Origin of the sequence: Nocardia sp. NPDC051990, assembly GCF_040680755.1 — a bacterium.
Lineage (GTDB): Bacteria > Actinomycetota > Actinomycetes > Mycobacteriales > Mycobacteriaceae > Nocardia.
This window is the reverse complement of sequence record NZ_JBFAXH010000006.1, coordinates 85,369-98,217: the sequence shown is the minus strand read 5'-3', so window position 1 is coordinate 98,217 and position 12,849 is coordinate 85,369. Positions and strand designations below refer to the sequence as shown.

The window sequence follows — 12,849 nt, the reverse complement described above, 5'->3', positions numbered from 1 at the left end:
AGGTGATGCGGCAACCATCGACTCGTGCTGAGCAAGGGCTCCTGCTACAGTTCAAATGGTAACGATTTCCATTATGATCTAGAGCACGCTCAGATCTGCCGCATTACCAGGAGTACCCCGCGCGTGAGCACACGGATTGCCATCAGATTCGCCGGTATCGCCGTGGGGGTGGCCACCGCTGTGGCTCTCACAGCTTGCGGTGGTTCCAAGGATTCGGATAAGCCGAACGTCGTCGCTGCCACCAGTGTCTGGGGCAATATCGCCGCAACCATCGCGGGCCCGGATGCCACGGTGACCGCGCTGATCGCCGATCCCGCCGCCGATCCACATTCGCATGAGACTTCGGCGGTGGAGTCGGCGAAGATCAGCGACGCCGATCTGGTCGTCTTCAATGGCGGCGGCTACGACGAGTTCATCGAGAAGGCGATCCAGGGCAAGGACAAGCGCACCGTCGACGCATTCGAATCCCGCACCGACAAGAGCGATGACAACGAGCACGTCTTCTACGACATTGCCACAGTGAGCACGGTCGCCGATCGGATCGCGAGCGCACTCGGCGAAATCGACTCCGCGCACGCCGCCGCCTACACCGACCGCGCCGCCGCATTCAAGAGTCAACTGGCCACTATCACCGACATCACCACCAAGATCGCCGGTGCGCACCCCAAGACCCCGGTGCTGCAGACCGAACCGCTGGCGCACTACCTGCTGGTCGCCGCAGGCACTCAGGATCTGACCCCGCACGAATTCCAGGAGGCGATCGAGCAGGAGACCGATCCGGCTCCCGCCGCCGTCGCCGCCACCCAGGATCTGCTGACCAGCAAAAAGGTCCGCGCACTGATCTACAACATCCAGACCGAGGACAAGATCACCAAGGATTTACGGACGCTCGCGCAGTCGAATGGCGTATCTATCGTCGAGGTAACCGAAACGCTGCCCAGCGGTGTCGATTACATTCAGTGGCAGACCAAGAACGCCCAGGCGCTGGCCGCGGCGCTGGCTTGATCGCGTGATGAGACGATTCGATGAGGAGTGGTAGCCGGGTGCCGGGTGAGACCATGGGAGCCGGACTCACCGACGAGGTCGAGCGGCGCTGCGAGACACGCTCCGCCGCCGTGAAGCTCGACTCCGCCAGCCTGGCATTCGCCGAACGCACGCTCTGGCAGGGGCTGGATCTCGAGATCGCGCCCGGTGAATTCGTCGCGGTGCTCGGGCCGAACGGATCCGGTAAGACTTCGCTGCTGCGGGTGCTGCTCGGTCAGCTCGCGCTCAGCTCCGGCACCGCCGATATCGCGGGCGGGCCCGCACGGGCCGGCAATCCCGATATCGGCTATGTGCCGCAACAGAAGACGATCGATGCCGGTGTGCAGTTGCGCGGGGTCGATCTCGTCGGACTCGGCGTCGACGGGCACCGCTGGGGCCTCGGCCTGCGGCACCGCGCCGAGCGCAAGCGCAAGGTCCGCGCCGCCATTGCCGATGTGGGCGCCGAGAAATTCGCTTACGCCCCACTGGAATCCATGTCCGGCGGCGAACAGCAGCGGCTTCGGGTCGCGCAGGCGCTGGTCGGCGATCCCAAGGTGCTGCTCTGCGATGAACCGCTGTTGAGCCTCGATCTGGCCAATCAGCGGCTGGTGTCGGAGCTGATCGATCGACGCAGGCGAACCCATGACACCGCAGTGCTTTTCGTGACGCATGAGATCAATCCCATTCTGCCGCTGGTGGATCGGGTGCTGTATCTGGTCGACGGGAAGTTCCGGATCGGCACGCCCGACGAGGTGATGACCTCGGCGGTGCTCTCGGAGCTGTACCAGACCGAGGTCGATGTGCTGCGGGTGCGCGGGCGGCTCGTCGTCGTCGGCACCGGTGACACCATGGACGCCCTCGGTGCGGCCGGAGCCCAACACTGTCACGGCGCAACGCTTTCCGATGAGCTGCCCGAATCGAGTGGGGTCCGTTCGTGATCGATAAGCTGTCCGATGTCGGATCGAAGATGTTCGACTTCACCACCACCGCGGACCTGCTCTCCTATTCCTTCGTCCAGCAGGCGGTGCTCGCGGCCGCGCTGCTCGGACTGATGGCCGGTGTGATCGGGCCATTGATCATCAGCAGGCAGATGTCGTTCGCGGTGCACGGCACCAGCGAGCTCTCGCTGACCGGTGCCGCCGCCGCACTGCTCGCCGGAATCGGTGTCGGGCTCGGCGCGATCGTCGGCTCGGTGGTGGCGGCGGTGCTGTTCGGTCTGCTCGGCACCAAAGCCAGAGAACGCGATTCGGTAATCGCGGTAGTGCTGTCCTTCGGACTCGGCCTGTCGGTGCTGTTCCTATGGCTCGGCCCCGAACGCGCCGGTTCGAAATTCTCGCTGCTGACCGGTCAGGTGGTCAGCGTCGGCTATAACGGCCTCGCCACCCTGCTGACCTGCACCGTATTGGTACTCGCCGTGCTCGCGGTGGTCTACCGCCCGCTGCTTTTCGCAAGTTCGGACCCCGAAGTCGCACTCGCACGCGGGGTTCCGGTACGCGCGCTTTCGGTGGTATTCGCAGTCATGCTCGGCATAACCGCCGCCTTCGGTGTACAGATCGTCGGCGCGCTACTGGTCCTCGCACTGCTCATCACCCCCGCCGCAGCGGCAGCACAGCTGACCGCGAATCCAGTGCGCGCCACGGTGCTCGCAGTCTTATTCGCAGAAACCGCCGCGGTAGGCGGCATCCTGTTATCCCTCGCCCCCGGCGTCCCAGTCTCTACCTTCGTCACCACCATCTCCTTCCTGATCTACCTGCTCTGCCGCCTCCTCGGCCCCCGGCGCCGCCAAGCCGCCCGCACCCACTGAATCCCACCCCGTCGATTATTCGGCTCCGGGGCGCTCAGGGCAGATACCCGACCAGAGCAGCACTGAGACGACGCGCCGCAACACACAGTTTGGGGCGCATCGGGCTGTAGATCCCGCGTGACGAATGCGACGAGGCCGCCCGGCACCGTAATGCCGATGTAGCACCCAATTTTGTTCGTGTCTTGGGCCGCACGGTATTGGTATGCCGCTCGGCCGCCGACTGACAGTGGATCGAAATCCACGTAGCGCCCGCTCTGCATAAAGTCCTGCACCGTCTTCTGGATCGACACAATCGTCGTGCGGGACCGCTTCCCGCCGGCGTGGGTGAAACAGTCCAGGTAGTCGGTGCGTTTGTCCGGCTCGATCAGCAGCGACATCATCGGCGCGAACGGCCGCGTGGTCGGCCGGGCTCCAGCCGTTGACACCCCACGTTTGATGGCAGTCGCCTTCAGTCGAACACCCGAGTTTCGTATGCTCGACCCACGCGCCCCATCGGAAGAATGGTGACCCATGATCGACTTCACGATTCCCGCCGAACTCGCCGCCGAACGCGACCGGGTCCGACAGTTCGTCATCGATAAGATCGTCCCCTTCGAGCGCGACCCGCGACTCACCTCGCACGGCCCCAGCGACGAACTGCGCCAGGAACTCGTCGAGCTGGCCCGCGCGGAAGAACTGCTGACCGTGCAGGCCCCGAAGGCCCTCGGTGGCCGCGGCCTCACCCATATCGAACAGGCCGTGATCTACGAGGCGGCGGGCTGGTCCACCCTCGGTCCGGTAGCCATGAACTGCGCCGCACCGGATGAGGGCAATATGTTCCTGCTCTCCAAGATCGCCAACCCGGAGCAGATCGAGCGCCACCTCGCCCCCGCGGTCGCCGGATACCGCCGCACCGTCTTCGCCATGACCGAACCGGGCGGCGCGGGTTCGGATCCGAATCAGCTGGCGACCGAAGCCGTCTTCGACGGCGAGAACTTCACCATCAACGGCCGCAAATGGCTGATCACCGGCGCGGACGGCGCGAAGACCTGGATCATCATGGCGCGCGTCGCACCGAACCCGCACGTGCCCGAGGGCCCGACGCTGTTCCTCACCGAGGGCGACCAGCCCGGCATCATTATCGAACGCACCATGAACACCATGGACCGCAACTACGTCGGCGGTCACGGCGTGGTGCGCTTCGAGAATCTGGTACTGCCCAAGGATGCGCTGCTCGGCGAGACTGGTCAGGCGCTGCGCTACGCCCAACTACGACTGGCCCCGGCCCGGCTCACCCACTGCATGCGCTGGCTCGGCGCGGCCGAACGCGCGCAGTCGGTCGCGGTCGAATACGCCAAGACCCGTACCGCCTTCGGCAAGCCGATCGGCGACCACGAGGGCGTTTCGTTCATGCTGGCCGATAACGAGATCGCACTGCACCAGTGCCGCCTCACCATCTGGCACGCCTGCTGGCTGATGGACCAGGGTGCGAAGGCCAGGCACGAGAGCTCGATCGCAAAGGCATACGTCTCCGAGGAACTGTTCAAGGTCGCCGATCGCTGCGTGCAGGTGCTCGGCGGCATCGGCATCAGCGATGAGACGGTCGTCGAAATGATCTTCCGCGACATGCGCGCCTTCCGCCTCTACGACGGCCCGACCGAGGTGCACAAGTACGCCATCGGCCGCCATGTACTGCGGGCCTGAGCGGGCGGGCACATCGCAATCGAACAGTCGCGTACGGCGATACCGGACCACCGCGGAGCGAGTCTTACCAGCGACCCGTTCGCGGCCCGTCTCGCGCCGCCGACAACCCGACTAACATCCAATGGCATGAGTTCGGAATTGCTCGTCGATGTCTCCGCGGGCATCGCCGTCCTCACCCTCAATCGACCCGCACAGCAGAATGCCGTCACCCCAGCCATGGCCGCCGAATTGAGCGCGGCCTTACAGCGTTGTGATATCGAGGATGCGATTCGCGCGGTGGTCATTACCGGTACGGGGCCCGCGTTCTGCGCGGGTGCCGATCTGTCCAACCGGGTTGGCGAGGTCAGCGCGACCATCGAACCGGCGCCGTGGCGGGTGCGCAAGCCGGTGATCGCGGCGGTGAACGGGCATGCGGTCGGCATCGGACTCGCGCTGGCCCTGCAATGCGATCTGCGGTATATGGCACGCGACGCGGTGTACGGACTCAATCAGGTGCGTCGCGGTGTACTCGCCGACGGCTACGCGCACTGGACACTGCCACGGCTGGTCGGCATGGCCAATGCCGCCGACATCATGCTGACCGGTCGCACCTTCGACGGCGAAGAGGCCAAGGCCATGGGCCTGGCCAATGCCTGCCTGCCCGCGGGCGAGGTATTGCCGACGGCGCTCGCCATCGCCCATGACATCGCGAACGGGACGGCACCGCTGCCGGTGGGACTGTCGAAGCGGCTGCTATGGGAGAGCCTCGCTATGAGCCCGGCCATGGTTGGACAGCTGGAGACCGATCTGAACGCGCACGTCACCAAGAGCATCGACGGCGGTGAGGCCATGGCGGCCTTCCGAGATCGCCGCCAACCCAACTGGACCGGCAGCATCAGCGAGGAATGGCCGGCCTGGGACAGCACCGGCGAGAACCAACGGCCCAGCCTGGATTGACGCGGTCCGCTATTACGCGCGGCCGCCCATCAGGATGAGCAGGAAAATGATCGCCATGCAGACCATGAGGATTGTGCCGACAACGCCGAGGACGTAGCCGACCAACACCTGCGCGCGCCCACCGTAACCACCGTGGGATTCCTCGATCTGGTTGAGCGCGCGTCTGCCGAGCGCCCAGGCCACCGGCCCCAACGCACCGCAGCAGAACAGACTCGCCGCACCGATCGCCAGCACCGCCGTCGCATGCGGATGCTCGATCGTCTCCTTAGGAGCCTGATTCGGGATGGTCACGAGTCGAATTCTACGGTGCCGGAGTCGATTTGCGGTTCAACTGCGGCGACAGATTTACCCCGTCGACGGCGATCGCCGATGTGCGGTCCGCCCGTTATGGTTCGAACGCAGCTCGGTTGACCAGCCGGCGATACGGCTTTCCGTGCTCAGACTCGACGCTGGCGCGCGATCTCCGAGAGCACAACGCCCGCCGCGACAGACGCGTTCAACGATTCCACCGGCCCGGCCATCGGAATGCTGAGGATCGAATCACAGGTCTCGCGAACCAGCCGGGACAGGCCCTTACCCTCCGAACCGACCACGATCACGGTGGGGATGCGGCCGTCGAAATCATCAAGGGTGGCGTCACCACCGGCGTCGAGTCCGATGATCTGGAACCCCTGCGACGCCCAATCCTTCAGCGTACGAGTGAGATTCGTCGCGCGGGCGACCGGAAGCCGGGCCGCGGCACCGGCACTGGTCCGCCAGGCCACCGCGGTGACGCTGGCACTGCGCCGCTGCGGAATCAGCACACCCTGCCCACCGAAGGCGGCCACCGAGCGGATGACGGCACCGAGATTGCGCGGATCGGAAATATTGTCCAGCGCGACCAGCAATGCGGGTTCGACCGAATCCTGGACCCGCGCAACCAAATCATCCGGATGGGCATACCGATACGGCGGCACCTGCAGCGCCACACCCTGGTGCAGTCCGTTGGCGCTCAACCGATCCAGATCGGTGCGCGGCACCTCGAGGATCGAAATGCCCGCATCTGCGGCAATCTTCACACTTTCGGTCAGCCGGTCGTCGTTCTCGGTGCCAACCGCGACATACAGCGCGCTCGCGGGCACCCCGGCGCGCAGACATTCGACGACCGGATTGCGGCCGAGCACCATCTCCGGACCGTCGTCGCTCTTGCGTCCGGACGGCCGACCGGTACCGCGCGGGCCCGGCCTACCCTGGGCTGCGGCCTTCGCCTTGGCGGCCGCACGCTTGGCGGCTGGATGTTTGGTGCGCGCCTCGGCGGGCGGGGTCGCCCCACGGGGCTCCAGACCGCGCCGACGCTGCCCACCGGAACCGACGACCGCGCCCTTTTTGGTGCCGCCCTTACGAATCGCGCCGCGGCGCTGTGAATTGCCTGCCATCAGTTCGCCTTTCCACGCTGTACCGCGCCCGGAGAATGCTGTGCCGCGCCCAGCGACCATTCCGGCCCCTGCGGGGTATCGGTCACTTCAATTCCGGCGGCCTGCAACCGGTCGCGCGCCGCATCGGCGCTCGCCCAGTCCTTCGCGACGCGCGCCTGCTGGCGGCGGTCGAGTTCGGCGCGCACCAGGACATCCAATGCGTCCAGCGCGACCGAATTGTCCTGTGGGGTGTACCACTGCGGGTCGAACGGGCAGACCCCGAGGATATTCAACATGGCCCGGACCTGTCCGGCCAGCTCGACCGCCTCATCGAGCGCGCCCGATTCCAGCGCCTTATTGCCCTCGTGCACAACCCGATGCAGCTCGGCCAGGGCCCGCGGAATCGCCAGATCGTCGTCGAGCGCCTCGGCGAAGGCATCGGTCCATTTGCCGACCGCGATCTCCCCGGCCCGCTCGGCCACTCGGTGCACGAAGGCCTCGATGCGCTGATACGAGGCCGCGGCGTCGAAGAGTGCCTTATCGGAGTACTCCAGCATCGAGCGGTAGTGCGCACTGCCCAGGTAGAACCGAAGTTCAACGGCCCGAACCTTTTTCAGCACATTCGGCACCGCGAGCACGTTGCCGAGCGACTTGGACATCTTCTCGCCGCCCATGGTCACCCAGCCGTTGTGCAGCCAGTACTGCGCGAAGCCGTCACCGGCGGCCTTGGACTGGGCGATCTCGTTCTCGTGATGCGGGAAGACCAGATCCATTCCGCCGCAATGGATATCGAATTCAGAGCCGAGATAGAACTCGGCCATAGCGGAGCATTCGAGATGCCAGCCGGGCCGACCGGGCCCCCACGGCGACGGCCAGGTCGGCTCGCCGGGCTTGGCGGCCTTCCACAGCGTGAAGTCCCGCGGATCGCGCTTGCCCTCGCCGGCGCTCTCGCCCTGGGCAACGTCTTCGATTTTGTGCCCGGACAGGCTGCCGTATTCCGGATAGCTGAGGACATCGAAGTAGACATTGCCCGCCGAGGCATAGGCGTGCCCGCGGTCGATCAACCGCTGCATCAGATCGATCATCTGGGTCATGTGGCCGGTCGCGCGGGGTTCCACCGAGGGCGGCAGTACGCCGAGGGTTTGATAGGCCTTGTCGAAGGCGCGCTCGTAGGTGGATGCCCATTCCCACCAGGGCCGCCCCGCTTCGGCGGCCTTGATCAGGATCTTGTCCTCGATATCGGTGACATTGCGAATGAACCACACGTCGTAGTCGTGTGCGAGCAGCCAGCGCCGCAGCACGTCGAATGCGACTCCGCTACGCAAATGGCCGATATGCGGTTCCCCCTGCACAGTGGCGCCACAGAGGTACACCGAGGCACGGCCGGGGACCAGTGGCGCGAAGTCGCGCATGGTCCGCGTGTCGGTGTCGAAAAGGCGCAGAGTCACGGAAGTCGATCCTAGCTGGTAGAGAAGGCCGCTCACGGAGCGGATCAGGTCGGCGGGAGCTAGATCAGCGACACTCTTGTAGCAGGGCGGTAGCCACTGCCGCAATGCCCTCGCCGCGGCCGGTGAGCCCGAGGCCGTCGGTTGTGGTGCCCGACACCGAGACCGGGGCGCCGAGCAGTTCGCCGAGCACCTCTTGAGCCTCGGCGCGCCGCGGTCCGATCTTCGGCCGATTGCCGATCACCTGGACCGCCGCATTGACGATTTCGAAGTTCGCCTCGTCAAGGAGCCTTCGCACTTCTTTGAGCATGGCCGCGCCGGAAACGCCCGCCCATTCCGGCCGTCCGGTGCCGAAGACCGCGCCGACATCGCCGAGTCCGGCCGCGGAAAGCAGCGCATCGCACAGCGCGTGCGCGGCGACATCGCCGTCGGAATGTCCGGCGCAGCCGTCTGCGCCGTCGAAGCGCAGACCCGCCATCCAGCACGGCCTGCCGACTTCGATCGGATGAACATCGCTGCCGATGCCAACGCGCATGGTCATGCCAGCGCCTCGCTAGCGCTCGGCTCCGGCATGACCATGTACATGGCTGCGTTTAATGTTCGCTCGCTGCGCTCACTCATGGCGGACCCGCCGTCCATGCACCGTCGAGCACGGCATTTGCCAGCTGCAGATCGAGCCGGGTGGTGATCTTGAAAGCCAAGGGGTCGCCCGCAATGGTGCGCACCCGGGTGCCGAGCAATTCGACCAGACCGGCGTCGTCGGTGGCCTGCAGGCGCTCATCGGCGTAGGCGGCACGCAATAAGTCGGCGGCGAAACCCTGCGGAGTCTGGATGGCGCGCAGACCGGCGCGGTCGGGTGTGCCGGTGACCTCGCCGCGCGCGTCGACGGATTTGATGGTGTCGACCACCGGCAATACGGGCACGACGGCCTCGGCACCCGCACGCAGTTCCGCGACGACCCGGGCGATCAGCTCGGGCGGGGTCAATGCGCGGGCGGCATCGTGCACGAGGAAGTGGGCGGCATCGGGGGCGGCGGCGATACCGCAGCGCACCGAATCGGTGCGCTCGGCGCCGCCGATGACCACGCGCACCGACTCCGAGGGCGGCAACAGGGCAACGGCGCTCTCGACGAGTTCGGTGGGGACCATCACGATGATCCGGTCGACCGCCCCGGAGGCGATCAGGCCGTCGACGGCCAGCCGGACCATAGGTGTGCCGCCGACCGTGACGAACGCCTTGGGTGTCGATTCACCCAGACGAACGCCACGACCGGCGGCAGGCACCAACGCAACGACGGATCCGTCGCTGTGAGAAACGTTCACGGTCAGGAAGCCGCGGCGAGAACCTCATCGAGGAGCGTCTCGGCCTTGCCGTCATCGGTCCCCTCGGCGAGCGCGAGCTCACCGACGAGAATCTGTCGGGCCTTGGCCAACATCCGCTTCTCACCCGCGGACAGACCGCGGTCCTGCTCTCGACGCCACAGGTCACGAACAACCTCGGCCACCTTGTTCACATCGCCGGAGGCGAGCTTCTCCAGGTTGGCCTTGTAGCGGCGAGACCAGTTAGTCGGTTCTTCGGTGTGCGGCGCACGCAGCACCTGGAAGACTCGGTCGAGACCCTCCTGGCCGACAACGTCGCGCACGCCGACGTATTCGGCGTTTTCTGCGGGAACGCGAACAGTCAGGTCACCTTGGGCGACCTTGAGGACCAGATACTCTTTTTGCTCACCCTTGATGGTGCGAGTCTCGATTGCTTCGATCAGCGCCGCTCCGTGGTGGGGGTAAACGACGGTGTCTCCGACCTTAAAAATCATGTGTCCCGTGCCCCTTTCGATGTTCACAGTTTAACATGCGACTCGGTAACGGCGCGATCAACTGTGCAGGTCAGGGCCACAACGAGCCGACCGCCGGGGTTGACAGAACCGGCGCGGTGTGCATTACGTTGTGCCAGAACAGGTTATCGACCGACGTGAATAGCACACCGGACGGTCCGCGACCGCAACGGCGTGTCCGCAACTCCGCCGCCTCCCCGGAAAACCGTTACCCAACGGATGCCGCACATGGGGGTGTCCGGACCTTCCGACTCGACGGGACCACCACCTGGCGAGCGAGAAGTTCACGGCCAGTCTCGCGTCCGCGAACCCGCCGCGCCGCAGGCGCGGCAAATCCAACACAGCCCCGGCGTCCGGTCCGCGGAGGCTACTACTACGCTGCCTAGTTATTACTCTCCCCAGCGGAGTGAGCCCGGTCGACATGGAGGACAACCCGTGACTGCCCTGAAAGCTGTGACCGCCTCGACGGGGGCGCGTCGTCGCATGGTTTCGGTTGCCGCGCTCGCCGCCGGAGCGGCGCTCGTGCTGTCCGGCTGCGGTGCAGGCCAGATCTCGCAGACCGCGACCCAGGTCGCCGCGGTCAACGGCAACCACGCCGATATCGATCGGATCTCGCTGCGCAATGTGCACATCGTCTTCCCGGCAGCGGGCACCGAGTACACCAATGCCAAGGGTGGCAAGGCGATCATCGCGCTGTCGGTCATCAACAATGGCGAGACCGTCACCGAAGAGCTGACCAGTATCTCGACCGACCTCGGTACGGTGAAGATCACCCCGCCCGCGGGTGACCCGACCTTCCGGATCGCCCCGCAGCAGACCGTCGTCGCGGCGACCTCGTCCACCGACGTCACCGCCGCCAAGTCCGACGAGCACGGTGCGGCGCCGTCCACTACCACCGCGCCGTCCACCACCACCGCCGCGCCGGCCGGCGACAAGGCCACCGTCAATCCGGAGAAGAAGCCGGGCCTGATCGAGATCACCGGCCTGACCAAGGACATCACCCCCGGCCTCGCCTATCCGGTGACGTTCAACTTCAAGCAGAACGGCACCGTGACCGTGCAGGTCCCGGTCGATGCCGGTGCGATGACCGAACGGCACGAGGGCCAGGCCGCCGCGACCGCGGGCGAGCACAAGGGCGGACACTGATCAGATCTCCGGGCGAGACCGAACAGTAGGATTGCCCGGGTAACAACTGATCTCGTAAAGACGTCGATAACTCGTCGGGCACGCGCAATACTGTTCGAATGCCCGACCGCCGGCCCGGTTCGTGACGTTCGAGGCATGCACGACCGGCAAAAGACTCGAAGAGGCGGGGGAGCGCGGCTGTGGCCAAGACCAAGTCGATATTCCGATGCTCCGAATGCCGGTACGAGGTCGCCAAGTGGGTGGGCAAATGCCCGGACTGCGGCGCATGGGGCACAGTCGACGAGGTAGCCGGAGCCGCGGCGACCGCGGCATCACCGGTCGGGCGCAAGGCCATGCTGCCGAGCACCGCCGCCGCGCCCATCTCGCATATCGATTCGAAGGTCACCAAGGCCAGGCCGACCGGTGTCGAGGAACTCGATCGGGTGCTCGGTGGGGGCATCGTGCCCGGATCGGTCGTACTGCTCTCCGGCGAACCCGGCGTCGGCAAGTCGACGCTGCTCTTGGAGGTAGCCCATCGGTGGGCCGCCCAGCGCGACGAGAAGTCGCTGTATGTCACCGCGGAGGAATCGGCCGGACAGGTTCGGCTGCGCGCTGACCGGACCAATGCGGTGCACGAAAGGGTCTATCTCGCAGCGGAATCCGATCTGTCGGTCGTGCTCGGCCATGTCGAACAGGTCCGCCCGACACTGCTGGTAGTCGACTCGGTGCAGACCATGCTCGTCCCGGAGGTGGACGGCACCATCGGCGGCGTCACCCAGGTGCGCGCGGTGGCGGCGGCACTCACGTCACTGGCCAAGGCGAGTGGGATCGCGGTGCTGCTGGTCGGGCATGTCACAAAGGACGGCAATGTCGCGGGCCCGCGCACGCTCGAGCACCTGGTGGACGTGGTGCTGCAGTTCGAGGGCGATAAGAACTCCACACTGCGCATGGTGCGCGGCATCAAGAACCGCTTCGGCAGCTCCGATGAGGTTGGCTGCTTCGAATTGCACGACGACGGGATCTCCTGCGTCACCGATCCGTCCGGGCTGTTTCTGCACCATCGCACCGATTCGGTATCGGGTACCGCGGTCACGGTGGCGATGGACGGTAAGCGGCCGCTGGTCGCCGAGGTGCAGGGACTGACGGTGCACACCGAGATCCCGAATCCGCGGCGGGCGGTGAGCGGGCTGGACTACAACCGGGTCGCGATGGTGCTTGCCGTACTACAGAGCCGCGGGCGGGTATTCCTCGGCAAGCACGACGTGTACGCGGCGACTGTCGGTGGCATGCGCCTGCTGGAGCCCGCCGCGGATCTCGCTGTGGCACTTGCCATTGCGAGTGCCGAGCGCGATCAGGCGCTGCCCGTCGGCTGGGTCATCCTCGGTGAGGTCGGGCTGGCGGGTGAGGTGCGTCGGGTCACCGGCCTGGAGCGCAGACTCGCCGAGGCCGAACGCCTCGGCTTCACCACCGCCCTGGTGCCACCCGGTCTGGCACGCACCAAGAGCGGCATGAAGATTCACGAGGTGACCGACGTCAAGTCGGCCATCCGCCTCGCTGGTCTCCGCAAACAGCGCACCCCACCCACCGACCCCGCTCCCGACTTCTGAC

Annotated in this window: 13 protein-coding genes; 7 read left to right on the top strand and 6 right to left on the bottom strand. The window is 66.0% G+C overall.

Going from position 1 to position 12,849, the window contains the following annotated elements; genetic code table 11:
• Positions 1 to 123: 123 nt before the first annotated feature.
• From AB0L63_RS13990 to AB0L63_RS13970, 5 genes are all read left to right on the top strand, one after another.
• The gene (locus AB0L63_RS13990) at positions 124 to 1,005 is read left to right on the top strand and encodes a zinc ABC transporter substrate-binding protein (RefSeq protein ID WP_364499472.1); all 882 of its coding nucleotides are present in this window, start codon (positions 124 to 126) and stop codon (positions 1,003 to 1,005) included.
• 53 nt (positions 1,006 to 1,058) lie between these two features.
• A complete protein-coding gene (locus AB0L63_RS13985; RefSeq protein ID WP_364500210.1) occupies positions 1,059 to 1,961 on the top strand; it encodes an ATP-binding cassette domain-containing protein in 903 nt (300 codons plus the stop codon).
• On the top strand, positions 1,958 to 2,827 hold the full coding sequence (locus tag AB0L63_RS13980; RefSeq protein WP_364499469.1) for a metal ABC transporter permease: 870 nt from the start codon (positions 1,958 to 1,960) through the stop codon (positions 2,825 to 2,827). Before AB0L63_RS13985 ends, AB0L63_RS13980 begins: the two co-directional genes overlap by 4 nt.
• Before the next feature lie 510 nt (positions 2,828 to 3,337).
• Positions 3,338 to 4,510: an acyl-CoA dehydrogenase family protein gene (locus tag AB0L63_RS13975; RefSeq protein ID WP_364499467.1), complete on the top strand. Its 1,173-nt coding sequence runs from the start codon at positions 3,338 to 3,340 to the stop codon at positions 4,508 to 4,510.
• 126 nt (positions 4,511 to 4,636) lie between these two features.
• The gene (locus AB0L63_RS13970) at positions 4,637 to 5,446 is read left to right on the top strand and encodes an enoyl-CoA hydratase-related protein (protein WP_364499465.1); all 810 of its coding nucleotides are present in this window, start codon (positions 4,637 to 4,639) and stop codon (positions 5,444 to 5,446) included.
• Positions 5,447 to 5,458: 12 nt separating this feature from the next.
• Here AB0L63_RS13970 and AB0L63_RS13965 read toward each other — a convergent pair whose 3' ends face one another.
• The 6 genes from AB0L63_RS13965 to carD form a co-directional block, all read right to left on the bottom strand.
• Positions 5,459 to 5,737, bottom strand: coding sequence for a DUF4190 domain-containing protein (locus tag AB0L63_RS13965; protein WP_364499462.1), 279 nt, complete (start codon positions 5,735 to 5,737; stop codon positions 5,459 to 5,461).
• Positions 5,738 to 5,883: 146 nt separating this feature from the next.
• Positions 5,884 to 6,861 carry a 23S rRNA (guanosine(2251)-2'-O)-methyltransferase RlmB gene (rlmB, locus tag AB0L63_RS13960; protein ID WP_364499459.1) on the bottom strand — a complete coding sequence of 326 codons (978 nt, stop codon included), beginning with the start codon at positions 6,859 to 6,861 and terminating at the stop codon, positions 5,884 to 5,886.
• A complete protein-coding gene (gene cysS, locus AB0L63_RS13955; RefSeq protein ID WP_364499456.1) occupies positions 6,861 to 8,288 on the bottom strand; it encodes a cysteine--tRNA ligase in 1,428 nt (475 codons plus the stop codon). Before cysS ends, rlmB begins: the two co-directional genes overlap by 1 nt.
• Positions 8,289 to 8,352: 64 nt before the next feature.
• Positions 8,353 to 8,820 (bottom strand): 2-C-methyl-D-erythritol 2,4-cyclodiphosphate synthase, encoded by a 468-nt coding sequence (gene ispF / locus AB0L63_RS13950; RefSeq protein WP_364500207.1) that lies wholly within the window; start codon positions 8,818 to 8,820, stop codon positions 8,353 to 8,355.
• An 82-nt stretch (positions 8,821 to 8,902) separates the two neighbouring features.
• The gene (ispD, locus tag AB0L63_RS13945) at positions 8,903 to 9,607 is read right to left on the bottom strand and encodes a 2-C-methyl-D-erythritol 4-phosphate cytidylyltransferase (RefSeq protein ID WP_364499454.1); all 705 of its coding nucleotides are present in this window, start codon (positions 9,605 to 9,607) and stop codon (positions 8,903 to 8,905) included.
• A 2-nt stretch (positions 9,608 to 9,609) separates the two neighbouring features.
• On the bottom strand, positions 9,610 to 10,098 hold the full coding sequence (carD, locus tag AB0L63_RS13940) for an RNA polymerase-binding transcription factor CarD (protein ID WP_011206964.1): 489 nt from the start codon (positions 10,096 to 10,098) through the stop codon (positions 9,610 to 9,612).
• A gap of 453 nt (positions 10,099 to 10,551) precedes the next feature.
• On the opposite strand from carD, the gene AB0L63_RS13935 reads away from it, so the two are divergent.
• On the top strand, positions 10,552 to 11,262 hold the full coding sequence (locus AB0L63_RS13935; protein ID WP_364499451.1) for a hypothetical protein: 711 nt from the start codon (positions 10,552 to 10,554) through the stop codon (positions 11,260 to 11,262).
• Between the two features lie 179 nt (positions 11,263 to 11,441).
• Complete coding sequence (gene radA / locus AB0L63_RS13930; protein ID WP_364499449.1) at positions 11,442 to 12,848, top strand: DNA repair protein RadA; 1,407 nt, start codon at positions 11,442 to 11,444, stop codon at positions 12,846 to 12,848.
• Position 12,849 lies beyond the last annotated feature (1 nt).